Annotated in this window: 23 protein-coding genes and 1 tRNA gene; 11 read left to right on the top strand and 13 right to left on the bottom strand. The window is 46.2% G+C overall.

The window, feature by feature from the left end:
- Nucleotides 1–30 precede the first annotated feature (30 nt).
- From ispF to QUA16_RS06660, 3 genes are all read right to left on the bottom strand, one after another.
- The gene (gene ispF / locus QUA16_RS06670; protein ID WP_333107835.1) at nucleotides 31–510 is read right to left on the bottom strand and encodes a 2-C-methyl-D-erythritol 2,4-cyclodiphosphate synthase; all 480 of its coding nucleotides are present in this window, start codon (nucleotides 508–510) and stop codon (nucleotides 31–33) included.
- A gap of 519 nt (nucleotides 511–1,029) precedes the next feature.
- Nucleotides 1,030–1,725, bottom strand: a complete 696-nt coding sequence (trmD, locus tag QUA16_RS06665) for a tRNA (guanosine(37)-N1)-methyltransferase TrmD (protein WP_333107832.1) — start codon at nucleotides 1,723–1,725, stop codon at nucleotides 1,030–1,032.
- Nucleotides 1,726–1,894: 169 nt separating this feature from the next.
- Nucleotides 1,895–2,059 (bottom strand): hypothetical protein, encoded by a 165-nt coding sequence (locus tag QUA16_RS06660; protein ID WP_333107831.1) that lies wholly within the window; start codon nucleotides 2,057–2,059, stop codon nucleotides 1,895–1,897.
- On the opposite strand from QUA16_RS06660, the gene QUA16_RS06655 reads away from it, so the two are divergent.
- The 3 genes from QUA16_RS06655 (at nucleotide 2,058) to QUA16_RS06645 (ending at nucleotide 9,691) form a co-directional block, all read left to right on the top strand.
- Nucleotides 2,058–2,951: a cyanophycinase gene (locus QUA16_RS06655; RefSeq protein ID WP_333107830.1), complete on the top strand. Its 894-nt coding sequence runs from the start codon at nucleotides 2,058–2,060 to the stop codon at nucleotides 2,949–2,951. The genes QUA16_RS06660 and QUA16_RS06655 overlap by 2 nt on opposite strands.
- A 338-nt stretch (nucleotides 2,952–3,289) precedes the next feature.
- Nucleotides 3,290–6,010, top strand: coding sequence for a cyanophycin synthetase (gene cphA, locus QUA16_RS06650; RefSeq protein WP_333107829.1), 2,721 nt, complete (start codon nucleotides 3,290–3,292; stop codon nucleotides 6,008–6,010).
- 234 nt (nucleotides 6,011–6,244) lie between these two features.
- Nucleotides 6,245–9,691, top strand: a complete 3,447-nt coding sequence (locus QUA16_RS06645) for a DNA methyltransferase (RefSeq protein WP_333107828.1) — start codon at nucleotides 6,245–6,247, stop codon at nucleotides 9,689–9,691.
- 17 nt (nucleotides 9,692–9,708) lie between these two features.
- Here QUA16_RS06645 and QUA16_RS06640 read toward each other — a convergent pair whose 3' ends face one another.
- Nucleotides 9,709–10,134 carry a type II toxin-antitoxin system VapC family toxin gene (locus tag QUA16_RS06640; protein ID WP_333107827.1) on the bottom strand — a complete coding sequence of 142 codons (426 nt, stop codon included), beginning with the start codon at nucleotides 10,132–10,134 and terminating at the stop codon, nucleotides 9,709–9,711.
- Nucleotides 10,131–10,517 carry a DUF433 domain-containing protein gene (locus QUA16_RS06635; protein WP_333107826.1) on the bottom strand — a complete coding sequence of 129 codons (387 nt, stop codon included), beginning with the start codon at nucleotides 10,515–10,517 and terminating at the stop codon, nucleotides 10,131–10,133. Before QUA16_RS06635 ends, QUA16_RS06640 begins: the two co-directional genes overlap by 4 nt.
- 204 nt (nucleotides 10,518–10,721) lie before the next feature.
- Between QUA16_RS06635 and QUA16_RS06630 the strand changes: the two genes are divergently transcribed.
- Nucleotides 10,722–10,964 carry a hypothetical protein gene (locus tag QUA16_RS06630; RefSeq protein ID WP_333107825.1) on the top strand — a complete coding sequence of 81 codons (243 nt, stop codon included), beginning with the start codon at nucleotides 10,722–10,724 and terminating at the stop codon, nucleotides 10,962–10,964.
- Nucleotides 10,965–10,985: 21 nt separating this feature from the next.
- Here QUA16_RS06630 and QUA16_RS06625 read toward each other — a convergent pair whose 3' ends face one another.
- The 3 genes from QUA16_RS06625 to cbiE form a co-directional block, all read right to left on the bottom strand.
- Nucleotides 10,986–11,375, bottom strand: coding sequence for a hypothetical protein (locus tag QUA16_RS06625; RefSeq protein WP_333107824.1), 390 nt, complete (start codon nucleotides 11,373–11,375; stop codon nucleotides 10,986–10,988).
- Nucleotides 11,376–11,379: 4 nt separating this feature from the next.
- A complete protein-coding gene (locus tag QUA16_RS06620) occupies nucleotides 11,380–11,724 on the bottom strand; it encodes a hypothetical protein (RefSeq protein ID WP_333107823.1) in 345 nt (114 codons plus the stop codon).
- 170 nt (nucleotides 11,725–11,894) lie between these two features.
- Nucleotides 11,895–13,163, bottom strand: a complete 1,269-nt coding sequence (gene cbiE / locus QUA16_RS06615; RefSeq protein WP_333107822.1) for a precorrin-6y C5,15-methyltransferase (decarboxylating) subunit CbiE — start codon at nucleotides 13,161–13,163, stop codon at nucleotides 11,895–11,897.
- A gap of 79 nt (nucleotides 13,164–13,242) precedes the next feature.
- Here cbiE and QUA16_RS06610 point away from each other — a divergent pair, with 79 nt between their 5' ends.
- Nucleotides 13,243–13,473 (top strand): hypothetical protein, encoded by a 231-nt coding sequence (locus QUA16_RS06610; RefSeq protein ID WP_333107821.1) that lies wholly within the window; start codon nucleotides 13,243–13,245, stop codon nucleotides 13,471–13,473.
- A 188-nt stretch (nucleotides 13,474–13,661) separates the two neighbouring features.
- Here the strand turns inward: QUA16_RS06610 and psbA are convergent, their stop codons facing one another.
- Together psbA and QUA16_RS06600 are read right to left on the bottom strand one after the other, a co-directional pair.
- Nucleotides 13,662–14,744 (bottom strand): photosystem II q(b) protein, encoded by a 1,083-nt coding sequence (psbA, locus tag QUA16_RS06605; RefSeq protein WP_333107820.1) that lies wholly within the window; start codon nucleotides 14,742–14,744, stop codon nucleotides 13,662–13,664.
- Nucleotides 14,745–14,892: 148 nt separating this feature from the next.
- On the bottom strand, nucleotides 14,893–15,141 hold the full coding sequence (locus QUA16_RS06600; protein ID WP_333181061.1) for a hypothetical protein: 249 nt from the start codon (nucleotides 15,139–15,141) through the stop codon (nucleotides 14,893–14,895).
- 67 nt (nucleotides 15,142–15,208) lie between these two features.
- Between QUA16_RS06600 and cofG the strand changes: the two genes are divergently transcribed.
- Complete coding sequence (gene cofG, locus QUA16_RS06595; RefSeq protein WP_333107203.1) at nucleotides 15,209–16,159, top strand: 7,8-didemethyl-8-hydroxy-5-deazariboflavin synthase subunit CofG; 951 nt, start codon at nucleotides 15,209–15,211, stop codon at nucleotides 16,157–16,159.
- Nucleotides 16,160–16,248: 89 nt separating this feature from the next.
- Here cofG and QUA16_RS06590 read toward each other — a convergent pair whose 3' ends face one another.
- The 3 genes from QUA16_RS06590 to cpdA all read right to left on the bottom strand — a co-directional run bounded on the left by QUA16_RS06590 (nucleotide 16,249) and on the right by cpdA (nucleotide 19,637).
- Nucleotides 16,249–17,025 carry an SDR family NAD(P)-dependent oxidoreductase gene (locus QUA16_RS06590; protein ID WP_333107204.1) on the bottom strand — a complete coding sequence of 259 codons (777 nt, stop codon included), beginning with the start codon at nucleotides 17,023–17,025 and terminating at the stop codon, nucleotides 16,249–16,251.
- Between the two features lie 162 nt (nucleotides 17,026–17,187).
- A complete protein-coding gene (locus tag QUA16_RS06585) occupies nucleotides 17,188–18,666 on the bottom strand; it encodes an alpha-amylase (protein WP_333107205.1) in 1,479 nt (492 codons plus the stop codon).
- 203 nt (nucleotides 18,667–18,869) lie between these two features.
- Nucleotides 18,870–19,637, bottom strand: a complete 768-nt coding sequence (cpdA, locus tag QUA16_RS06580; protein ID WP_333107207.1) for a 3',5'-cyclic-AMP phosphodiesterase — start codon at nucleotides 19,635–19,637, stop codon at nucleotides 18,870–18,872.
- 197 nt (nucleotides 19,638–19,834) lie between these two features.
- On the opposite strand from cpdA, the gene QUA16_RS06575 reads away from it, so the two are divergent.
- The 5 genes from QUA16_RS06575 (at nucleotide 19,835) to QUA16_RS06555 (ending at nucleotide 24,342) form a co-directional block, all read left to right on the top strand.
- A tRNA-Cys gene (locus QUA16_RS06575) sits at nucleotides 19,835–19,905 on the top strand.
- A 309-nt stretch (nucleotides 19,906–20,214) separates the two neighbouring features.
- Complete coding sequence (locus tag QUA16_RS06570) at nucleotides 20,215–21,330, top strand: hypothetical protein (RefSeq protein ID WP_333107208.1); 1,116 nt, start codon at nucleotides 20,215–20,217, stop codon at nucleotides 21,328–21,330.
- A gap of 2 nt (nucleotides 21,331–21,332) precedes the next feature.
- Nucleotides 21,333–21,869 carry a hypothetical protein gene (locus tag QUA16_RS06565; protein WP_333107210.1) on the top strand — a complete coding sequence of 179 codons (537 nt, stop codon included), beginning with the start codon at nucleotides 21,333–21,335 and terminating at the stop codon, nucleotides 21,867–21,869.
- A complete protein-coding gene (locus QUA16_RS06560) occupies nucleotides 21,869–23,041 on the top strand; it encodes a helicase HerA domain-containing protein (RefSeq protein ID WP_333107211.1) in 1,173 nt (390 codons plus the stop codon). Before QUA16_RS06565 ends, QUA16_RS06560 begins: the two co-directional genes overlap by 1 nt.
- Before the next feature lie 14 nt (nucleotides 23,042–23,055).
- On the top strand, nucleotides 23,056–24,342 hold the full coding sequence (locus QUA16_RS06555; RefSeq protein WP_333107212.1) for a hypothetical protein: 1,287 nt from the start codon (nucleotides 23,056–23,058) through the stop codon (nucleotides 24,340–24,342).
- Nucleotides 24,343–24,345: the final 3 nt, after the last annotated feature.

Below are 24,345 nucleotides of genomic sequence, written 5' to 3'. Positions count from 1 at the left end.
TTTGGCCTTCCTAAAACGTAGATTAAAGTTTTATTTTAGCACTAACAAAACTACAGCATAGGCTGCAATTCCTTCTTCTCTCCCCACCGGGCCTAGCTTTTCGTTTGTAGTAGCTTTGATGCCGATTTGGTCTGGTTTCAATTGTAGGACAGCAGAAAGCCGATCGCGCATTTGCTCAATATGCGGTTTCAGCTTTGGACGTTCGGCCACTACCACCGAATCAATATTGCCGATTTCCCAGCCTTTATCTAATATTAACTGATTGACTTGTGCCAGCAATACGAGACTATCAGCACCTTTCCATTTCGGGTCAGTTGGCGGGAAATACAGCCCGATATCTCCTAAGCTCAGAGATCCAAGCATCGCATCCATGATAGCGTGAGTAAGTACGTCGGCGTCGCTGTGACCGAGTAAGCCTAATTCGTGGGGAATGTGCACGCCACCGAGGATGAGGGGGCGTTCAGGAACTAAGCAGTGAATGTCGTAGCCATTGCCGATGCGGATGTTCATGTAAAAGGAAGGTTTGGTAAGTATAGTAGAAGACAATTATTTCATATTTTCAGGGAGATAAGTGAATTTATTTTTTAATGCCGAGCCGAGTGTTAAATATTTTTTTTTGCTGCTTTCCTCAGCCGCTATGGCAATCCTAAAGCTGTTGGAGGGGGGAGAGAAGGGTTAATGCTGGAAACGCTAGAAAATTATGGGGACTTCTCGATCGCTCTCCTGAACTCAAAGACTTACAAACGCGAATCCAAAATTTATTAGGCTTTTAAATATACGGTTTTGGACGCATCAAGACCAAAGAAACCTGGTTTTTTACCGAATCTGTGGACTACAACGAAGTATTACCGCAAAAAACCAGGTTTCTGACCACGAATTTCAAAGGTGGTACCCGCCACGTGATTTATCCGTGGAATCAATCCAAAATCTCAAATCGAAAATCCTCAAGCCCCCGCATTTATCTCGCGCAAGTCAATCGAAAATCGAAAATCGAAAATCGATTGACCACTCGTGCGATCGCCCTTTCTCCTATTCTTCCCTCTCCTGCAACCAAACCTCATACAAATCCGATCGCCTTTGGCGCGTTCTTTCAATTTGCTGTTCCCTGCGCCAGCGAGCAATTTCTGCGTGATTACCCGACAGCAACACGTCGGGCACCTTCAATCCCCGAAAATCCGCCGGTCGAGTGTACTGCGGATAATCCAAAAGTCCGTCCTCAAAACTCTCAAACTTTAGGGAATCTTCCTTCGCCACAGTTCCCCGCAGCAATCGCAAAACCCCATTAATCAAAGCTAAAGCCGGAATTTCGCCCCCCGTGAGCACAAAATCCCCCAAAGACACCTCGCGAGTGACCAAATGCAGCACTCGATCGTCCACACCCTCATAATGACCGCAAATCAACACCAACTGATCGCGCTCTGCAGCCAACTCCCGAAACATCGCCTGCTGCATCGGTTCCCCCTGGGGAGTCAGCAAAATCACCTCCCGCCTCGGCAAAACCGGCAGCGACTCCACCGCAGCAAAAATCGGTTCCGGCTTCATCAGCATCCCCACTCCGCCCCCGTAAGGCTCATCATCGACTCGCTGGTGTTTGTCTGTGGTAAAATCGCGGGGATTGACAAAATTCACCTCAGCAATCTTTTTAGCTAAGGCTTTGCCCATCAGTCCCGACTCTAGGGGAGCCCGGAAAAATTCTGGAAATAGGGTAACAACGTCAAATCGCACAATTATTGGAATTTCATTGAGACTTCACCTCTAGTTTGACCTTTAGAGGGAGTTCAGTTTTCAGTAATTGCTTTATTCTTTATAATTTCTTATAATTTCTGAAAATTTTGGCAAGTTAAATTCTCTTCCTGTGTCGGCGGGTCGGTTTTGTACAAAAATAATCTGTTTTTCATGACAGCGACTGCAAGTAAACTAGCCCCCAAACAACTGCCGGATCGCGCGATCGGCGATCGCACCTCACTTGCACCAACAAAAATTTATTCTTAAAAAGCCCTATTGTACCCACAGCAACGGCAAAATTGAATTTCACATCCAACAGAGGAAGACACACCATGCAGCAGTTGACATCTCAAGCCCTTGAACACAATATTCCCCAGCGCACAAAAACCTCGATAATGGTCATCGGGGGAGCCGAAGACAAAGTTCACGGGCGAGAGATTTTGAACACCTTTTTTTGCCGTGCTGGGGGTGCAAACGCTCGGCTGGCGATCGTTCCATGCGCTTCGCGAGATCCCGAAGGAATTAGCAACCGCTACCGCACAATATTTGACGAAATGGGCGTTAGCGCAGTCAAAGTAGTGGACATCCGCGAACGCGAACAAGGCGAAAACCCCGTCTGGAAAGATTACTTAGAAGACTGTACGGGCGTATTCATCACAGGTGGCGACCAACTGCGGCTTTGTGGGCTGCTGGCAGACACCCCGCTGATGGAGAAAATTCGCAAAGAAACTCTCGAAGGCAAGATTACCCTCGCTGGCACCAGCGCGGGTGCTGCGGTGATGGGATATCACATGATTGCAGGCGGTGGGAGTGGCGCCCCGCCGAACCGCTCTTTAGTAGACATGGCAAACGGACTTAACATTATTCCTGAGATCATCGTAGATCAGCATTTTCACAACCGCAACCGCATGGCTCGCTTGCTGTCGGCTGTGGCTTGCCATCCAGATCGCCTCGCTATTGGTATTGACGAAGACACCTGCGCCTTGTTTGAGGGAGACGATACTATGAAAATTCTCGGTAAAGGCACTGTGACTATTGTTGATTCTAGGGAAAATTTTTATACCAATGAGTCTATGGTAGGAGCGACAGAACCCTTAAGTCTGTTCAATATGCGCTTGCACGTCCTGTGTCACGGAGATTGCTACAATATGCCCCTAGGCAAACCAATGCCATCGGGAGCGTGTTCCGAGTCGGGCTGGCCCCCCGAATGCCGCACAGCCAACTAACGTAGAACATCTCTTGTCATTGATTCGGCAGAAATTAGGCGGCATTCCGGCCGAATCATGGATACCACAATAGAATAGATTCCGAAGCAGCCACGGTCTGACCCCAGGAGGCCGAACCACAGAAAATTCTAGCTTCGAGCTTTGAGTTTTTGCTAGCCATGTACCTGTACTTGTTTTTAGCCGATCGCATGAGCATAAATTTTAAATTGGGTAGCCCATAACTGGAAATTCACTCCCAAACTGTTCGCAGCGAACAGTCTATCGAGCAATCTAGATCGAAATTGAATAAATGCTCCAATTATCTATAAGATTTCGCGCCCCATACCCCTCTAACTGCCATGAAAATACTTAAAATCCAGACCTTACGCGGCCCCAACTACTGGAGCATCCGACGCCAGAAACTCGTCCTGATGCGTCTGGATTTAGAGGAGTGGGCAGATAAAAAAACATCCGAAATTCCTGGCTTCTACGAAGGGTTGATCGCCGCACTTCCGAGTTTGAACGACCATCACTGTTCACCAGGCCATCAGGGAGGATTCCTGCAACGGGTCAGAGAAGGCACAATGATGGGACACGTAATCGAACACGTCGCCCTAGAACTTCAGGAAATGGCAGGAATGCCGGTCGGGTTCGGCCGCACCCGCGAGACTGCGACCCCAGGCATTTACCAAGTAGTAATCGAGTATCAAAACGAACAAGCAGGTCGCTATGCAGCCCGGGCGGGCGTGCGGATGTGCCAAAGCATTGCCGAGACAGGCACTTATCCAGCAGCAGAATTAGTCCAAGATTTGAGAGACCTGAGAGAGTTTGCTGCGTCGGCGGCCCTGGGGCCGAGCACGGAAACACTGATTAAGGAAGCAGAAGCGCGCGGCATTCCTTGGATACCTTTGAGCGCCCGGTTTATGATTCAACTCGGCTACGGGGTTCACCAAAAGCGGATTCAGGCAACTCTGAGCAACCGGACGGGAGTTTTGGGAGTAGAACTTGCCTGTGACAAGGAAGGTACCAAAAATATCCTCGCCAGCGCCGGTGTACCGGTGCCAAGAGGAACGGTGATTAATTATTTGGACGAACTGCGCGGGGCGATCGAAGATGTCGGCGGTTATCCGATCGTCCTCAAACCCCTAGACGGCAACCACGGCCGTGGCATTACGATCGACATCAATTCCTGGGAAGCAGCAGAAGAAGCCTACGACTTAGCCAGCGCCGCATCAAAAACAAAAAGCGTGATAGTCGAGCGCTATTACGTCGGCCGTGACCACAGAGTATTGGTAGTCAACGGGCAAGTCATAGCAGTCGCAGAACGAGTCCCTGCTAACGTCGTGGGCAACGGCAAGTCTACAGTAGAACAGCTTATTGAAGAAGTAAACCGCGACCCGCAGCGAGGAGACGGACACGACAACGTACTCACCCGGATCACGATCGACAAATTGTCGCTGGATTTGCTGGAAAAACAAGGATACGCGATGGACTCGGTAGTGCCCGCCGGCGAAAGAGTATTTTTGCGGGCGACAGCAAACTTGAGTACCGGTGGAATTGCAGTCGATCGCACCGACGAAATCCACCCAGAAAACGTCTGGCTGTTTTCCAGAGTCGCCAAAATTATCGGTTTGGACATCGCCGGCATTGACGTAGTAACTCCCGACATCTCCCAACCCCTGCGCGATGTCAACGGCGTCATCGTCGAAGTCAACGCAGCACCGGGTTTCAGAATGCACGTCGCCCCTAGTCAAGGTTTACCCCGCAACGTCGCCGGTGCCGTCTTCGATATGCTTTTCCCCTCGCCTCAACCCAGCCGGGTGCCGATTTTAGCGGTAACGGGAACCAACGGCAAAACTACAACCACTCGCCTGCTAGCCCACATTGTTAAGCAGACCGGTCAGATTACCGGATACACGACTACCGACGGCACTTACATCGGCGATTATTTGGTCGAAAGCGGAGACAATACCGGGCCGCAGAGTGCTCAATTGATTTTGTCTGACCCAACCGTAGAAGTGGCAGTGCTGGAAACGGCTAGAGGCGGAATTTTGCGATCGGGCCTCGGCTTCGATCAGTGCGATGTCGGCGTCGTCTTGAACGTCGCGGCCGATCACTTGGGAATTGGCGACATCGACACCGTGGAACAGCTTGCCAAACTCAAGAGCGTCCTCGTCGAGTCGGTAATGCCCAAAGGCTATGCAGTTTTGAATGCAGACGACCCGCTGGTATCACAAATGGCGCAGCGTGTCAAGGCTCAAATTGCATATTTTTCGATGAACCCGGACAACGAACTCGTTGCCAAACATACCGCTGCGGGCGGGCTGGCAGCGATTTACGAAAATGGCTATTTGTCGATCTTGAAAGGCGATTGGACGCTGAGAATTGAGCAGGCTGTGAACGTGCCGCTGACGATGGGCGGGCGCGCGCCGTTTATGATTGCCAATGCTTTAGCAGCTTGTTTGGCTGCTTTTGCCCAAGGATTGAAAATAGAAGATATTCGCGCTGCTTTGTCAAGCTTCCAAGCATCCGTCGGTCAAACTCCCGGAAGGATGAACTTGTTTAATTTGGGCAGCTATCACGCTTTACTCGACTACGCCCACAACCCCCACAGCTACAAAGCTTTGGGCAGTTTCGTGCTGAATTGGCCGGGGCAGCGGATCGGGGTAATCGGCGCCCCTGGAGACCGGCGAGATGAAGATTTTGTCACCCTGGGCAAACTTTCGGCCGAGATGTTCGATCGTATCATTGTCAAAGAAGATATTGACAGGCGCGGGCGAGAACCCGGTGTTGTGGCAAAGTTAATTTGCCAGGGAATTGCCGAGGCGATTTCTGCCGGAACCGCAAAGAAATCTCAAGTTGAATACGAGTTGATTCTCGACGAAACAACGGCGGTTAACAAGGCTTTAGACGAGGCGCCGGCCGGCAGTTTGGTAGTGGTTTTACCTGAAAGTGTCAACAAAGCTTTGAGTTTAATTGAAGCCCGGAAACCGATTAAGGAATCTGTGGAAGTTCAAAATGGTTTAGATCGCTCTAAGTCACAGGAAAGTTTAAAACCGACTGTGGTGAATCAAGGCTAAACTCTGAAGTTTGATTTCATTACATTATTAATAGGTTGGGTTACTTGTGTTAAACCCAACCTATTTATTTTAAAATTGTTAGCCATTTCCGTTTGATTGGGACTTGTATGATGGTAAATTTTGTAGGGGCGGGTTCACCTACAATAATTGCCCATAATTTACAATCTCATAAACCCGCCCCCGCGTGCGTCGAGGACTATAGAATCAGGAAAAAGCAAGCAGCAGAATTGAAGCATGAATGAGGCCGATCGCCTGCGTGTCGAAACATTCATCACGCGCTGGGCAGGTTCTAGCGGTAACGAACGGGCAAACTACCAGTTGTTTTTTGCCGAAATGTGCGATGCGCTGGGAGTCGACCGCCCTTTTGATAAAGGCAGAATTCCCAACGATCCCTACTGCTTTGACAAAGATGTCAAAATTTTTCACCCCAGTGGCAAAGTAACTCCGGGGTTTATTGACTTTTACAAAGCCGAGCATTTTTTAATCGAGGCAAAACAGGGCGGAACAACGAGCAAAAAGGGAACGGCAAAGCGGGGGACAAATACCTATTTGCGAGAGATGGAAAAAGCGTTTGTGCAGGCAGTTGCCTATACCCGCAGTCTCAGCAGCAAACCGCCGTTTTTGTTAACTTGCGATATTGGCGATCATTTTGAATTATGGATGGGTTTTAGCGGCGATTATGGCGGCTATGGGGCGCGGCGAGAAATCGGGCTAATCGAGTTGCTGAAAGCCGATGTTTTCGATTTGTTTGTCGATATTTTTAGCAATCCGCAGCAGCGCAACCCAGAGAAAATTGCGGCGCGGGTGACGCGGGAAGTGGCAGCAGATTTGGCAGAGTTGGCGAAGCGGATGGAGGCGAATGTCGATCCGCAGCAAGTCGCCCAGTTTTTGATGCGCTGTATTTTCACCATGTTTGCTGAGGATGTGGGGTTGCTGAAAGAACATTTGTTTACGCAGGCGCTGGAAACGCGATGGATTCACAACCCGAAGACTTTTAAGCCGGAGGTAGAGGCGCTGTGGGAGGCGATGAATGAGGGGACGAGTTTTGGCTTTCATGGCAAACTGTTGCGGTTTAATGGGGGATTGTTTGCGGAGTCGCAGGCGTTTGCTTTGACAAAGGCGCAGTTGGAAGTGTTGTTGCAGGCGGCGAAGCGGGATTGGTGCAATGTGGAACCGGCGATTTTTGGGACGTTGTTGGAAAGGGCGCTGGATTCTAGGGAACGGAGTAAGTTGGGGGCTCATTATACGCCGCGATCGTATGTGGAACGGTTGGTAAAGCCTGTGGTGATGGAGCCTTTGGGCGATCGCTGGATTGCGGTACAAGCGGAGGTTAAACAGTTGCTAAACGCGGGGGAATCGGAACCGACTGCAAATCAAAGGAAAAAGGCGAGCTCAGTTTTAGAAGCATTTCTGACGGAGTTACAACAGGTGAAGATTCTCGATCCGGCCTGCGGATCGGGTAATTTCCTTTATGTGACGTTGGATTTGTTGAAGGGGTTGGAGTCGGAGGTGTTGCGGCGCTTGGAGGATGTCACAGGGGCGGCGCAGTTGCGGTTAGATATTGCTCAAGTTAATCCGAGTCAGTTTTTGGGGATTGAGATCAATCCTAGGGCGGCGGCGATCGCAGATTTGGTGATTTGGATTGGGTATTTGCAGTGGCATTTTCGGCGGTTTGGGGACATTCCGCCGATCGAACCCGTGTTGCGCGAGTACAACAATATTGAATGCCGGGATGCAGTGTTGGCCGATGACGGGAGGGAACCGGATGTGGATGCGGCGGGGAAGGTGAGAACTCGCTGGGGCGGACGGATGATGAAAAGTCCGGTGACGGGCGAGGATATTCCCGATCCGACAGACAAAGTAACGATTTATCGGTATTTGAATGCAAGGGCGGCCGAGTGGCAGGAGGCCGATTATATTGTGTCGAATCCGCCGTTTATTGGGAATGCGAGAATGCGGGAGATGTTGGGAGATGGCTATGTTCAGACATTGAGAGAAATCTACAAAGAAGTTCCGCAGACAGTAGATTATGTCATGTACTGGTGGCATAAAGCAGCCACTCTTGTTCGTGATTCAAACTTAAGTTCAAATCTAAAAATATTCGGATTTATAACAACTAACTCAATTGGGCAGCCTCGTCTTAGGAATCTGCTAGAGCATCACATGAACAGTAACGAAAATCCTGTCGCAATCATTTTTGCGATTCCAGATCATCCTTGGTCTGACAATGGTGCAGCAGTTCGGATCTCTATGACAGTAGCGACAACTTTAACAGAGCAAACAAGATCGATTGCTGTAAAATTAGGCAAGGTTGTTCGTGAAATAAAAACTGAAATTCCCGAAGATGACTCTCAGGAAGTAGTGTTGGATTTCAAAAATGTAGGAAAAATTTTCAGTGACCTTACGACAGGGACTGATACAACTATTGCCAAGCCACTTTCTGCACAGTCAAAGCTATGCTGTAACGGAGTCAAGATATATGGCTCTGGATTTATATTAATCGCAAAAGAAGTGAAACAACTAAACACATCAGACATGGGATTGATTAAACCGTATCGTAATGGAAAAGATTTATCTGGAAGCTGTAGAGATGTATTTGCTATCGACTGTTATGGCATAAAAAATAAAGATTATTTACAGCAAAATTATCCTGCCATTTATCAAATATTGTTAGAAAGAGTTTATCCGCGTCGAAGCGTTGAAAAGGACAAAACTATTAGAGATAACTGGTGGCTTTTTGAAAGAAATAGACCGGAATTAAGAAATGCTGTATCTGATATAAGTAGGTACATCGTGACTCTCGATACGTCAAAGCACAGATTCTTCTTGTTTCTAGGAAGTGATGTTTTACCAGACGTTCAGCTTACAGTTATTTCTCTTGAAGATGCTTACTTTTTAGGTGTTCTTTCTAGTAAAGCTCACGTTACTTGGGCATTAAGAACAGGTGGAACTTTAGAAAACAGACCTCGTTATAAGAAAAATCGTTGCTTCGACCCATTCCCCTTCCCCGACCCCACCGACACCCAAAAACAAACCATCCGAGAACTCGGAGAACGCCTCGACAGCCACCGCAAACGAGTCCAAGCCACTCACCCCGAAGTCACCATCACCGCGATGTACAACCTCCTCGAAAAACTCCGCCAAGGCGAACCCCTCGACGACAAAGACAAAGCCTTCAACCAAAAAGCCCTAGTCTCCACCCTCAAACAAATCCACGACGAACTCGATGCCGCCGTATTTGCCGCCTATGGTTGGGAACCCACCCTCACCGACGACCAAATCCTGGAAAACCTCGTCACCCTCAATGCCCAACGCGCCGAAGAAGAACGCAACGGACAGATTCGCTGGCTGCGTCCCGACTACCAAGCCCCCGGCGAAACCTACGTGCAACCATCCCTTGCAGGCATCACCACCGAAACCGAAACCTCGATCGCCCCCACGGAACAACAACCTTTCCCCAAAACCCTCAAAGAGCAACTTTGGGCCATCCGCGACTTATTCCGCACCCAAAGCGGCGAATGGACAGCCGCCCAAGTCACCGCCCATTTCAAAGCAGCCAGCCGCAAACAAAAAGTCATTCTCGACTGTCTGGAAAGCCTGGAAGATTTGGGGATTTTGCTCAGTCATACTGAAAATGGGATGACTTTCTGGCATCTGGCAGAAGTTGGAAATGCCACATAAGCGGGGCTTGGCAATTGTTATGTCCAATCCTCCAAAACCAGTCCTGGCACTTGTGCAAAATCTTGTCGATTTCGCGTCACTAAAATTGAGTTATTAACCAAAGCAATGGACGCAATCCGCAAGTCTTGTGTCCCAATTCGTATTCCCTGACGGCGCAGCGCCAAATATTGCTCGTAAGCTGACTCGGTAAAATCCAGAACGAGAATATCGTTGAGAAATTTAACAGCCGATCTCAAACCTACATAAGCCCAAGTTAAGCGTTGCTTCTGTCCGGGTTGCGAAGCTTGACGAATTGCATTGAACCAGCCCTGAATCAATTCCTCAACATTGATGACAGTAATAGCAACCTCCCTGGTATGGAGAGCTTCAAAACGTTGCAATATGAGTGGATTAGAGTGTTGCAGCAGTGTGATATGGTCGGTATCGAGAATATATTGAGTCATAGGGTCTCAGACTCAGGAAAATCGATATCGGCATTTCGATCGTGGCGATATGCTTCAACATATTTCGTGACTTCATTCAGCAACGGATTACATCTCAAAAGAGGTGAAACATTCAACATCGGACGCGCCTCATACCAAGCAATCCGATCGTCAATTTCTGGCTGATTATCCAGATAAAAGCTAATGGCATCAAACACTTGAGCCGCCGTCACGAGTTGAAGTAACTTCTGTGGGATTTCTTCAGGCTTTGTTCCCGATTTCCAAAACACCACAATATCCCGTACAGTAACTTGAGTGTCTGCAATAATCGGTTCCCCCTGCAAAACTTCAGGATTGCGGGTGACATAGCGAGAAAGGCTTGTAGATGATAGCGAACTGGTCATAACGACCTCATAAGACAATGTAAACCTGCCTTCATCTTAGCGTAGTGGACAGAAGATGCCTATTTAGTCAGCCACGAGGAAATGTTTGATGCTTATGCTGTTCAAAGATTATGGGCATAAACTAGACTATTATCGCCAATGGCATTGACCCAATCGATTGTAAAAGAGTAAAATAAATTATAGAGTTACGCCCAAAAAGTTTCCATGCCTCCCCAAGAAATCCTCCTACAATACTGGCGCGAACTTGCCCCCGCCGATCGCGCAAAAGTCCTTCAGTTTACCCAAGCTCTAGCGCTCAAATCTTCACCTGAATTTACCCCCAAAACACAACTCGGTCAAACCCTGTGGAAACTTCGCCAACGGGCGATCGCCAACGGTATGAAACTCCTCAATGAAGTTGAGTTAGAGCAAGAAATTGCCGATGATCGAGGTGGCTACGGTGTCTAGTAAACTAACTTATCTGGAACTCTATTCCATCTGCAAATATTCCAAAACGAGCAGCCGCAAATAGTCTAGCATTCGGATATAAGACCGCATTTGAAGATAGCCCGATCGCGTTTCAGCATAAAACTCAGCAATCGCAGAACGATCGAACACCCTAAGCTGATGTAAATTTGCGATCGCTTGCTCGCGATTCTCAACCTCTGCGCGCTCCTCAATCTGACTAGCATAACCGCGAATACTTACTGTTACTAACTCAAGCTCCTCCAGAAACGAAAAATCTTCCTCAGAACCAAGATACCTCTGAGATATCTCTTTGCGCTCTGATTTAGTGTTTTGATAGTCAACCCTCAACTGTGCCAAAAGTTGCACAATAATATCTTGTTGAATCGCTAATTTGTTCTGAACTTGTGCCATATCGCTATTCCTCATTAATGCCATAAGTCACGATTTTCTCAACACCATACTGGTCAGGTCGCACAATTAAAAACTCATAGCCCTTTCGGTAAACAGCGGCTCCATCCTGCCGATATCCCATGCGAGGAACTCTTACAGCACCTCTGGTGTTGAAGTTGTGTGCTTTACGCAAATATTTGAGTGGATCAAATCCTTTTCTTTGTGAATGGTCTAACACACTTTGGGCCACAGTTCGATAAGTTCCTCTATCCCATTCAGACAGATATTGCTGTAGTTCGAGAACTTCAGTGTTGGAATAGTCTTCAAACAGTCGATCTAAATAAGGATCTACAGATGATTCGTCTGGCATTATCACTCTCATTTCAGAGGATATTATTGATTATAGCTTTATTGGAAAAAGATCGATCGCCTTTTATATCAAATCCACTCTTCATCGGAATGATTCATCTCTCTCATCTCTTCCTCTGTGTTCTCTGCGTACTCTGTGGTTAAATCATTCCGATCCCATCAGAATTGGTATTACCCCTTAACAACCGCCCACTGAGTCACCGGCGCAAGCGGCTTCCAACCCTGAAAAGAACCGATCGCCCCTACTCGCTGAATACCAATTCTAATTAGTTCCCCACCATAACGATCGTGCCATTGCAAAACTTTAAACTCGCTCTCAACTGTCACCGCATTAACAACTAATCGCCCGCCTTCACCTAAAGCATTCCAACAAGTTTCCAGCAAAGCTTCTGCAGTGACACCGCCACCGATGAAAATAGCATTCGGTTGAGGCAAATTTCTCAGGGCTTCCGGCGCTTCTCCCGCAACGATTTCGAGTTCGGGAACGCCGAAAGTCGAGGCATTTTCAGCGATGTATTCCAATCGAGTCGGATGGCGTTCGATCGCGATCGCCCTGCACCGAGGATGACTCCGCATCCATTCGATCGCGATCGAACCGCAGCCCGCGCCCACATCCCAAAGCAACTCTCCGGGAATCGGTGCTAACGTTGACAGAGTAACGGCTCGAACCTCCCGCTTGGTAAGTTGTCCGTCGTGGCGATAAGCAGCATCCGGCAAACCGGAGGTACGAGGGAAAATCACAGTTGGTCGATCGGCTGCAACTGCGATCGCGATCGTGTTCAAATCAGCCAAATCCGCTGCATTCCAGGCTGCTGCTACCCCTTCGATCCGCCGTTCCGATCCCGCTCCCATCCGCTCGAACACGGTCATCAAACTGCTGCCAAACCCCCGCTGCGTCAACAATTGGGCAACTTTTGCTGGCGTATGTCGGTCAGCGCTCAACACCAGCAAGCGCGCCCCCGGCGACAAAGCAAGGGCGATCGATGCGATCGGGCGATTTGTCAAACTGAAAGTCTCAGCTTGGGCCAGCGGCCAACCCAAACGGGCGCAAGCAAGACTAAAAGCCGATGCTGCCGGAATCACAGTCATTTCCGAAATGGGAATCTGGCGCGACAGCGTGACGCCGATGCCGTGACACATGGGATCGCCGCTTGCGAGCACGCACACAGATTGTCCCCGCCGACGGAGAATCTCGTCAACTGTTGTCTGCAAAGGCGATGCCCAAACCAATTTTTCGCGGGTGTCATCGGTTGGTAGCATTGCTAGGTGACGCGCGCCACCAACAACGATTTGAGATCGAGAGAGGAGGGTAGAGGCGATCGGGCCGAGCCCCGAAAGTCCATCTTCGCCAATCCCCACCACCGAAAGCCATTTGTGCATTGAATCCTTACCGCTAATCTCGTTTCCGGCTGCATCGGAATCATCAAACTCGATCGTCATCACTCATTAGTTATTAGTTATTAGTTATTAGTTATTAGTCGTTAATCATATTATGTCCGCTCGAACAACCAGAATAAAATTGGTTTATAGTGAGGACGGAAGTCCTCATAAAACTCGCTCGGACTTCCGTCCTCACTACAAAAGTTATAACGGTTATTTTACCAGACTAGATAGGGAGCATCTCAGTTTTGCTTTTACTCTGGGTGCGATCGTCCCCCTCGCTATATGTATATACTGTGCTGTGCGGGATGCTCGCACTCCAAAAAAACGGTTTTTACTCGCAGCACAGATGCTCCCACTAGATATGTGATATCAAATCCGGTAGCATCGGAATTATTCATCTCTGTATTCTCTCCCTCTGCGTTCTCTGCGCCCTCTGCGGTTAAATCATTCCGATGCAACCGGAAACGATATGAATAAAGTCTAAAAAAATATTTTTTCCCAAACAAAAAGCGCCCCTATTTCTAGGAGCGCTTTTTGTCAATCTCAGACTAAAACTTAGCCATTGATAGAAGGAGCAACCAAAGCTACTGGAGTGACTTCACTAGCAGCCAAGTCGAGAGGGAAGTTGTGAGCATTGCGCTCGTGCATTACTTCCATACCCAAGTTAGCGCGGTTAATGACATCAGCCCAAGTATTGATGACACGACCTTGAGAGTCGATAATCGATTGGTTGAAGTTGAAACCGTTCAAGTTGAAAGCCATTGTCGATATACCCAAAGCGGTAAACCAGATACCGACAACTGGCCATGCACCTAACAAGAAGTGCAAAGAACGGCTGTTGTTGAAAGAAGCGTATTGGAAAATCAAACGACCGAAGTAGCCGTGGGCTGCAACGATGTTGTAGGTTTCTTCTTCTTGACCGAATTTGTAACCGTAGTTTTGCGATTCGGTTTCGGTTGTTTCACGAACCAAGGAAGATGTTACCAAGCTTCCGTGCATGGCGGAGAACAAGCTACCACCGAAGACACCAGCAACTCCCAACATGTGGAACGGGTGCATCAGGATGTTGTGCTCTGCTTGGAACACGATCATGAAGTTGAATGTGCCGGAGATACCCAAGGGCATACCGTCAGAGAACGAACCTTGTCCAATTGGGTAGATCAAGAATACTGCGGTTGCTGCTGCAACAGGTGCAGAGTAAGCGACGCAGATCCAAGGACGCATACCTAAGCGGTAGGACAATTCCCATTCACGACCCATGTAGCAAAATACACCGATCAGGAAGTGGAAAATTACCAATTGGTAAGGGCCGCCGTTGTACAACCACTCATCGAGGGAAGCTGCTTCCCAGATTGGGTAGAAGTGCAAGCCAATGGCGTTAGATGAAGGAACAACAGCACCTGTGATGATGTTGTTACCGTACATCAAGGAACCTGCAACGGGTTCGCGGATGCCGTCGATGTCCACTGGAGGGGCAGCGATGAAGGCGATGATGTAGCAGATGGTGGCGCTCAGGAGGGTAGGAATCATCAAGACGCCGAACCAACCGATGTAAATCCGGTTGTCGGTTGATGTGACCCACTCACAAAAGCGTTCCCAGACATTGGCGCTTTCGCGTTGCTGTAAGGTTGTTGTCATTTGTTTATGATTGCTTTATTTGGTTTTCAATGTTCGTGACGGCTTTGTGTTCCGCCATGTAAATAAACATAAAGCTTTTATTTCAGTTTGTAAAGGCCTTTTAAGCACAGTTTTTCTTATAGGTGTCATAAACTATGCTTGTTAAAAGCTACAAAGCCTGCTGTATAAGGACTTTAAAAGCAGGAGGCGGAATTGGTGGACGATCGCCCACCAATGAAGAATACTCATAATCTACCGGGGCAACGAGATTCGGGAGGGGCGTCAGTGTTAAGATAGATGAAGGGTTGCGATCGCCAACCGCAAAACTCGCAATGCACAGATATATGTTACTGCGTAAGGAATGAGAATTAAATAACTTCCACTCTTGAAAGTGGGACGGGCGGGACGCCCATCCCACAATAACAATTAAAATTGTAAGTTATTTAATTCGCGATCCTAAGTCCGATCGATAATTATCCCAAGGAATGTCCCGCAACGTCACCTACAGCCCTGCTTATACTCTGGTTCCCACTTACGAGTGTTTTAACCGCTGCACCTATTGCAATTTTCGGGCAGAACCGCTGCAAAGTCCTTGGCTGACACTCGCAGAAGCCGAAAAACAGCTTTTGCTGCTGCAAACTCAAGGTGTAATTGAAATTCTCATCCTCAGCGGCGAGGTACATCCTCAAAGTAAACGGCGAAAAGCTTGGTTGCAGCGGATTTACGATTTGTGCGAACTGGCACTTGCTCTGGGATTTTTGCCGCATACTAATGTGGGGCCGCTCAGCTTTGAGGAGATGGCACTGTTAAAAGAGGTAAATGTATCGATGGGGCTGATGCTAGAACAGCTTGCCCCACATTTGTTACAAACTGTTCACCGACACGCACCGAGTAAAGTGCCGGCGCTGCGGCTGCAACAGTTAGAATGGGCTGGGGAATTAAAGATTCCGTTTACAACTGGTTTGCTGCTGGGAATTGGAGAAAGTGAGGCTGATTGGATTGAGACGCTGGAGGCGATCGCCCGCATTCATTCGCCCTGCAATCACATTCAAGAAGTTATCATCCAGCCACACAGTCCGGGAAATCAGCAAAGTTGGGACGGTGAAGTTTTTGATGCTACAAAAATGCCCGAAGTAGTTGCGATCGCCCGCAGCATTTTACCATCTGAAATCAGGCTGCAAATTCCCCCAAATTTAGTTGCACAGCCAGACATATTACTTGCTTGTTTAGAAGCAGGTGCTAGAGATTTAGGAGGAATTGGACCGCGGGATGAAGTTAATCCCGATTATCCTCACCTGCAACACCAAACTTTAACAGAAATTTTAGCAACATCGGGATGGCAACTCGTAAAGCGTTTGCCTGTTTATCCTCAGTACGATAAGTGGCTGCCCCAGACATTGCAAACTGCTGTTCAACAAAGGAGAGTTAGTCATTAGAAATTCTTATTTCTTAGTCCGCGCAGGCGGACTTCGTTTGACAAGAAGCGGTTTCAACCGCCGAGTGATAAAAATAAACTATAGAGATTTTAAATCAAAGAACCGCCACCATCAATCCAGACTTCAGTACCTGTAATGAAGCTGGAGGAATGTGATACCAGAAACAACACTAATTGGGCGACTTCTTCGCTAGAACCTGCGGTATTATCCGTCAAAGGAATCATGTCTTGAATGGAATCAGGCGGGACTGGAATGCGATCGAGATGGCGCTTAACGGTGCTTTCTTCAATTGCAGTTAGCACACCGCCTGGACAGATCACATTGACTCTAATTTGGCAGGCTGCGAGTTCTAGCGCCAGCATTTTTGCAAAGGCTACTTGGGCAGCTTTTGAACAAGCGTAGGCCGTTGCACCAACTTTCCTGAAACTTCTGGTGCCATTAATCGATGATGTAATTACAATTGAACCTCCTTGTTTTTTCAGATGAGGAATAGCATACTTAACAGTCAAAAATGTTCCTCTGATGTTGGTGTTAATTGTCCGATCCCACTCATCGGGTTCTATCTCCTCTATCGGCGACCATACACCGTTAATACCAGCATTTGCAAACACAATATCAATTCTTTGATATTTGTCAAAAATTGTTTGAAATGCTTGTTGCATTTGCTGAGAATCCCCAACATCTGCGGCAATAGCCAGCCCGCAGCCTCCTTCATTGACCAACTGGCGGACGGTTTCTTGCCCCGTTTCCAAAATGTGATCGATAATAGCAACTTTTGCACCTTCCTTGGCCATTAAAATTGCTGCTGCATGACCAATTCCCGACCCACCGCCGGTAATAACTGCAACTTTTTCTGAAAGTTTCATAATTTTTTATGTAAAATAATATTATACACGATCGCATCGCCTAAAAATAGGACTAAAGAGAGAGCTTTAGTCCTAACTATAGATAGATTTTAGCTATTAAAAATATGAAACCAAAAAGTAAAAAGATATCTTGCTTTTTACTTTTTGCTGTTAACACAGTCCTTACGCCTGCGGAACCCAGACAGAAACAGAACCGGCGTTACACCGAAAATCTGCCCAACCATCCTCATTCGTGGTGATGGGTTCTTTGATGTGTTCGGTGATGTCAATATAAGTTCGATTCGGTTGTCCGACTTCCATAAACTTAGTGCCATCGCCTCCGTTACTGAGTACCACAGCCATGCCGCCCGGATGTTCTTCATTTCCGAGTCGCGTCCAGCCAATAGTGTTGGCGTGGTCGAAGTAATCGTACTGATTGCCGTAGGAATAGGTTTGGCGCGCGAACAAGAATTTATCTACCATAAACTTATGTTTGTCTAACCAAATCTCGTATTCATTGCCATCATTTGCTGTATCCTTATAGTTTGCGCCGTAATAATCCGGGTAAAAAATGCACGGATATCCTTCGCGCCGCAGCAGGATTAAAGCATAAGCAAGGGGTTTAAACCAAGCCTCGACAACTGATTCTAGGGATTGTAAGGGTTGGGAATCATGGTTGTCAACCAAGGTAACGGCGAGGGCTGGTTGTTGTTGGACGAGGGTATTATCAAAAATTGTTCGCAAATCATAGCTATTACCGGCTTTGCTAGCAGCGTGGAAGTTGTAGTGGAGGGGTGCGTCAAATAAGGCTACTTTACCGTCCGTTGCTTCTAGGAAGTAGTGCAAAGCTTCCACTTCATAAGACCAATATTCGCCGACGGCAAATAGGTCGCGTTGGGCATAGTGGCGGACGTGTTCCAACCATTCTTGGAAAAATTCTGCTGCTACGTGTTTGACGGCATCGAAGCGAAAGCCGTCAACGTTTGTTGTATCGACATACCACTCACCCCAGTATTTTAATTCCCCGGTGACTTCTGGGTTGTCCATATCTAAATCGCAACCCATCAGGTAGTCATAATTGCCTTTTTCTAGGTCTACTCCTCGATCGAATTCTTTACCTTTAAGCAGGTAAACGGCATGGGTTTCTGTGTTGTAAACGTTGTAATCAATGGCGTCAAAATGCCACCAATGCCACTCCATGCTGGAATATTTTTTGTCGCGGCCGGGGAATGTAAAATGCGTCCAAGCTTTGATGTTTTGATATTCGCCTACGGTGTCATTCCGGTTGTCGGGATTGAAGGGTGTGGCTTCGGCTTCTTCTTCTGCATCTGCACCTAATTTGTGGTTGAAGACTACATCGGCATAAATCCGAATTCCTGCATCTTGGGCAGCTTTTATCGCGGCCAAATACTCATCTTTTGTCCCGTATTTCGTGCGTACTGACCCTTTCTGGTCGAACTCGCCTAAATCGAATAAGTCGTAGACGCCGTAACCCACATCCATACCGCCGCCGGTTCCTTTATATGCTGGCGGCAACCACAGGGATGTAACGCCTATTTTGGCTAAATCTTTTGCTGATTTCGCTAGCTGATTCCACAGGCTGCCGTCAGCGGGTGTGTACCAGTGGAAATACTGCATCATGACGCCATTTAGTTCAGACATATATTTAGTTTTTCCTGTTTTGTAATGTTGCCAGATAGATTTTTGTTCGTAGCTTGCTAGTTTACGTAGGTCTGCAATCTATCGTTAATAAATATAATAATAGATGGGGTTGCTCACCACAATCTATCTGTTGATGGATTGACAAAAAAATGTAAATTTGATAATAATTATTTTAAGGCTATGGAAAATTATTAAAAGGGTGGCTATGCTTCGGCAACTCGCTCAAGTCTGGTTTTCCAAGTACCGTCGATCGCCAATTCAAGCAATCTAAATCCCGGCGGGATTTCGTCAAGGATAATGGGATGGCTTTTGGGTAAAAGTTGGATGCAGGTGCTGGGTGTCCCCAAGTAGGTAACTGACCCCCGCTGTTGTTGAAATTCTTGGTGAATGTGGCCACAAAGAACGATTTTGATTTGAGGGTATCGATCGACAATTGCGAAAAATTCATCGGCATTGTGCAGCATCATTCCATCCATTATTTCAGAGTCGATCGGCAAAGGATGATGGTGCAAGGCAATGATAACAGGTCGATCGCCCGTTTGTTGCAGTTGAGAGTCGAGCCAATGCAAGCTTTCTGGGGAAAGCCGCCCGCCGTCGCATCCGGCTTCCACACTCGAAAGTAATAGAAATTGCCAGTTTCCTAGCATCCATGATTTTTCTGGGGAAAGAGGCGACTGATTTAATATTTCTGCCATAACTGGGATGTTGTCGTGGTTCCCAGGTATCCAGTACGCGGGTATTCCGAGGGGGGCGATGAGGGAGACGAGGCGCTGGTAGGATTCTGGTGTTTCGTCTTGGGACAAGTCGCCTGTGAGTAGGAGTAAGTCGGGCGGCGGCTGTATCTGTTGCAAGCGATCGAGAACTGCTTGGAGGGTGCGGGCTGTTGAGAGGCCTTTCCATTCTCGATCGATCTCTGCAAACAAGTGAGTGTCGGTGATTTGGGCGACGAGTAGGGGAGAAACTGGTGTCATGGCTGGTGTTACGGGTCGTTGCTATAGTTCTAGATTACCTTCCCACAAGGGTTTTGGGGATATGGAAAGGGCGATTCCCTACCCTTGGGAAACCCAGGCGCGTTGGGGATAGCTGCGCTTCACGAAATTTTTGACAGGTATGTTAAAATTTTCGAGATTTGGTGTACTATAAGAAAACGTCAAATTTCAGACGTGACGGCGGCATAGCCAAGTGGTAAGGCAGAGGTCTGCAAAACCTCCACCCCCAGTTCAAATCTGGGTGCCGCCTTTTTTAATTTCTACAGTAACAAACTGTTTGTCACTGATGACAGAGTTTTGTCCATTGAGGGAGAAGGAACCAGAGTTTACGCATCCGGTTTCGCCGTGGAGGTTTATGCTGTGGTGAAACTCATTCATGGCGATCGATCTGGTAGAGTTTGATATGGCAAGGGCGATCGCTTCCTTGAGCTGTGGTGAGCCTGTGATTCCGGTTTGGTGCGATCAGATACATCAGCGTTTAGTAAGTCGATTGAGGGGGTAAGTGCGATCGCCAGTAAACCTTAATTTAAAAACTAGAAAATGTTAGGTATGATATGATATGAATCAAAATTCAAATCCACAAAACTTAAACACAGTCACATTTTCACAAATTGTAGACAATGAATTTGACATTACTGAAACCTATTGGCATCCTGATATGGGTGGATTAGTGCCTGAATTAATCCATGCTACAGAGACAATAGATCCTTGGATTCCAGGCTTGCGTCAGATTATGGAGCAAAACCTGAAACAATCTGGTCAAACTGTTGGCGCTCCAGCACTTTTGAGACGAGATGAATGGGCAAACATTGAATCGCAATGGTTTTGGGATAATTATATTGCCGGAAATATTGGTGCTGTTGATGGAACAATTATTTTTCCTCACACTAAGTTTGTGTTAACTCAAGTTTTTGCCGTAGGAGTTGGAGTCTATAACTCAGCCGGGAATACTGACACAAAATTAACAGCAACTAGAACAGTAGCGAATTTTGTGCAACCACCGCAAGGAATTCCAACTACTGAAGAAATAACGAAGGCAATTGAGCAAACTAAATTTCTCACACAGGAGAAATCTTGGCCTAATACATGGAGGGAGTATAAAGAACGAGTAGCGGCTATTGAAACTCAGGAACCGATTATCTATGTGGACGGACCCATTATTACTCAAAACCTAGTAACTCAGGAAAAGGGTCGTCAGATTATGCGAGATTTACATAATACAGGCAAACTCTGCGTTGGAGTGATTAAAGATATTCGTCAAAGCCAGCAAACACTTAGATGGTTTAGTAGAGCTTTACAACAAAATGAAGTGTTTTTAATATCTAATGTTGGAAATTTATTGCGAGAGCGGCTACAAGACTGGGGTAGCAATCCTAGTCTTGTTAGTTTTTTAGATGATGTAGCTAACCAATATGTTCGAGGCATTTACCAGCCAGGTAAAAAAGTTTTTGGTTTTGAATGTCCAGTTAATCAACTACCAAGGGCTATCGCAATGCTGTTTCAAGATTGTAATGGAGTGGCCGGACATGAAATACCATATATGTTAGATAAAGTAGATTCTGATATCAGAGGCAAGTTTAGACCTGATGAAGCTGAACAGTACCTTTATGGGAAACTAGCTGAACAATATCCCGGACAAACTTTGGATGAAATGAACGAACGTCTTATGAGGTAATTATGACTTATAGCAATGATTCTTTAAGTGAAACAGAGTCCATAAATAATCAACAAAATCAAACTCCCCCTAACTTTACACCAATTGCCCCATTGGTTACTTGGTCTGATAGCTATGGTGCGAACCCCGCTTATGTTGAGTTGCTAGGCTTTCCTAATAGTTCAAACTATCAACGGATTGAAGCACTAGATTTTGTAATTATTGAGGATGTTTGGGATAATCCACAATACCATTATTTTGCTAGGATTGAAGAAGCTAATCTTAACCTCCCTTTAATGGGATTAAGTCGAGAAAATCCTACCCGTATTGTTACCCAAGAAAGATATTTAAGAGGGATGCCAACTCCTTCTACTCTGGGTGAATGTGTACACCTGTTTAAAGGGAAGATTATTACTCGCCTTCATAACGGAATATCTTCTTCACCTCGCACAAGACCTAATTGGAATAGTCCAACAAGATTAGCAACCGATCAAGAAATTATTGACAATCTTGGTCTTCCTGATACTAACCCGGATTTTGAAATAGGAGTGATTGCATAATGTCCGAAAATACAATTCCAATTTGTTTAGATAATCAAGTGCTACGTCATCATGGTGCGGTAGCTGGTACCACTGGCTACGGCAAGTCTAATACCAATAGTAATATTGTCAGGGCTGCTATTAATATGGGTTATTGTGTTTTCTTATTTGACCATAAGCCGGACTACCAAGATTTAGAAAAACCCAACGATGAGAAAGATAAATTTACCGATCCTAAGTGGGAGCCTCAAGCATTTGATTGTACGCTGCGCTATTTTTCACTATCGGATGATAATTCTCGTAAAGCCAACACCAGCGAAAAGTTAATAAATGTATATGCCAGCAGTTTCGATCCTTATCAACTTGCTTCTGCTCTTTTTCATAAAAGAGGGGAAGAAGTCCCCCAGGAAAATATGACTTTGCTACTGAATGCCTATAAAGACAAGCAAGAAGAAAACAATAAAAAGAACTGGGCATTAAAAGATGCAATTGAGTGGATTAGTAAACTGCAAAAAAATGAGATGTCCAACATATTAGGTGGTGGTAGTATTTCTGAGAATAGTATGAGACCCATGCTCCGAAAACTAAAAGCCCGATCACTGCCTTGGATGGATAGGATGGAAGATTACACGGAGCCCGGCCAGTTACCAGGATTAGGAATCACTAAAAAAAGTCCTGCTCCAGAAATTGACGTGCCATCATTAATTAAAGAAAAAACTGTAAATGTTATCCGAGTAGGGCAAACTCAAGGGCGAGATTATGGTTTATTTTTATCGTTCTTGTTAGAGCGAGTTTACAATGCTAAAGCGTCTAGCCCCGATCTACCGCCAATTTTATATTTAATTGATGAAGCACAAGATATCTTTAGCGGTTCTAAGCAGTTGCGCGAAGCTTGCGAAGATATGCTCGATGCTAATATGAGAAAGGGGCGTAGTCTTAACATCGCTTTTTGGTACGGTTTGCAAAGGTTTAGTGCATTGCCAGAAAGTATTAGTATCAATATCAACTCCCGCATCATTATGGCTCATAAGCAAGCAGATGAAGTAAAGAACGCTTTACCAGGAGCCTCAAAAGAAATTCTTGGTTTGGTTACACAATTAAAACGTGGAGAAGCCTTAGTTAGTTTGTTTGGTTCCACTTCAATTGTACAAGCTAAAATGCACCCATCGAAAGCACTTTTAAGTAAGGAATAGTGACCTAGCGAACAATGGAAAATAAAAAAATAGCAGTAGAAGAGCTTCATCTAGGTCTTGTTAAAACTCCTCCTACAGAAGCAGAAATTGTGAAATACTTAATGGATGCTAAGTCTGATTTAGCTAAGGTCAAGAACATCTATGATGCTATTTGTGTTAATAATGCCACGAAAGCAATTGAGGAGCTAACCAAACAAGTTGAGATATCACGGGAAATTCGTTTAGATGCAACAGAACTCCGCATTCGGTCTGAAAGAGTATTAGGACTGCTGATAGAGTCCATGCCATCGAAAAAAAAGGCAAATCATCAACTATCTAACGGAAGCGCCGATCGATCGGGTGGATTTATAATTGACTCACCAGAAGCAAGTTTTCCTACACTCAAAGAATTAGGTGTTAGAAAAGATGAGGCTAACCGTTGCCGTAAACTTTCTAGGGTTCAAGAGGAAACTTTTGAAGCAATCTTGACTGACGTTAGATTGGAAGTAGCAACAAGGAAACGGAAAACTCTGTCTGTTACTGCTCTTGTCAATGCGGTTCGACAACTAGAAAAAGGTAAATCAGAATCTCTTTTTAGTCCTCTCATCAAACCTTCTGATAATTGGAATTTTGCTCAAGTTAAATATGGTCGAATTGACGAACAAGATAGCGAAACAGAAACTTGGGGTTATATTCCAGGGGAACTGTACGCGAACTGTTTTTGGTACTACGTTAAACCTAATGATTTAGTTGTTGCACCAATGGCTGGATCTGGTCAGGTTTGTCGGGTGTATGAAGCTCGTCAAGAGTGGATGGGAAAACACGTTTACGATTTTGATATCAAAATGTTGGATCTGACTCCACGTGGGAAGTACAAAGATTTAATTACTCAGCATGATTTGATAAAAAGTTTTCCAGTTGCCAATCCTGATTATATTGTTATGGACATTCCTTATTATGGAATGGTTGCCCAACAGTATTCTAATAAGTCGGAAGATTTAGCCAATATGTCTTTAGAAGATTGGCAGATAGCAATCGCTAGAATTGCTAAAAATTGTGCCACCGCACAAAAAACAGGAACTCTTTGCACTGTTATTTCTCCAAATTATCGGGATGTAGCCAATGGTTTAATTGTAATGGTTACAGATATAATCCGCTCTTTGTGGGAGTCTGCTGGCTATATTCTTCACGATAAGGCTTATTCAAGTCGAAGAATCCAGCAAAACCAAAGTCCACACATGGCTAGAATGAATAATAAAGCTAAAGCTAATCGAATTATGTTGACTGACATTACAGAGATTTTGACATTTCGGAGGCTATAAAGG

This window comes from Microcoleus sp. S13_C3 (assembly GCF_036700905.1).
Classification (GTDB): Bacteria; Cyanobacteriota; Cyanobacteriia; order Cyanobacteriales; family Microcoleaceae; genus Microcoleus.
Note: the sequence above shows the minus strand (reverse complement) of the source record. Positions and strands in the feature narration are given on the sequence as shown.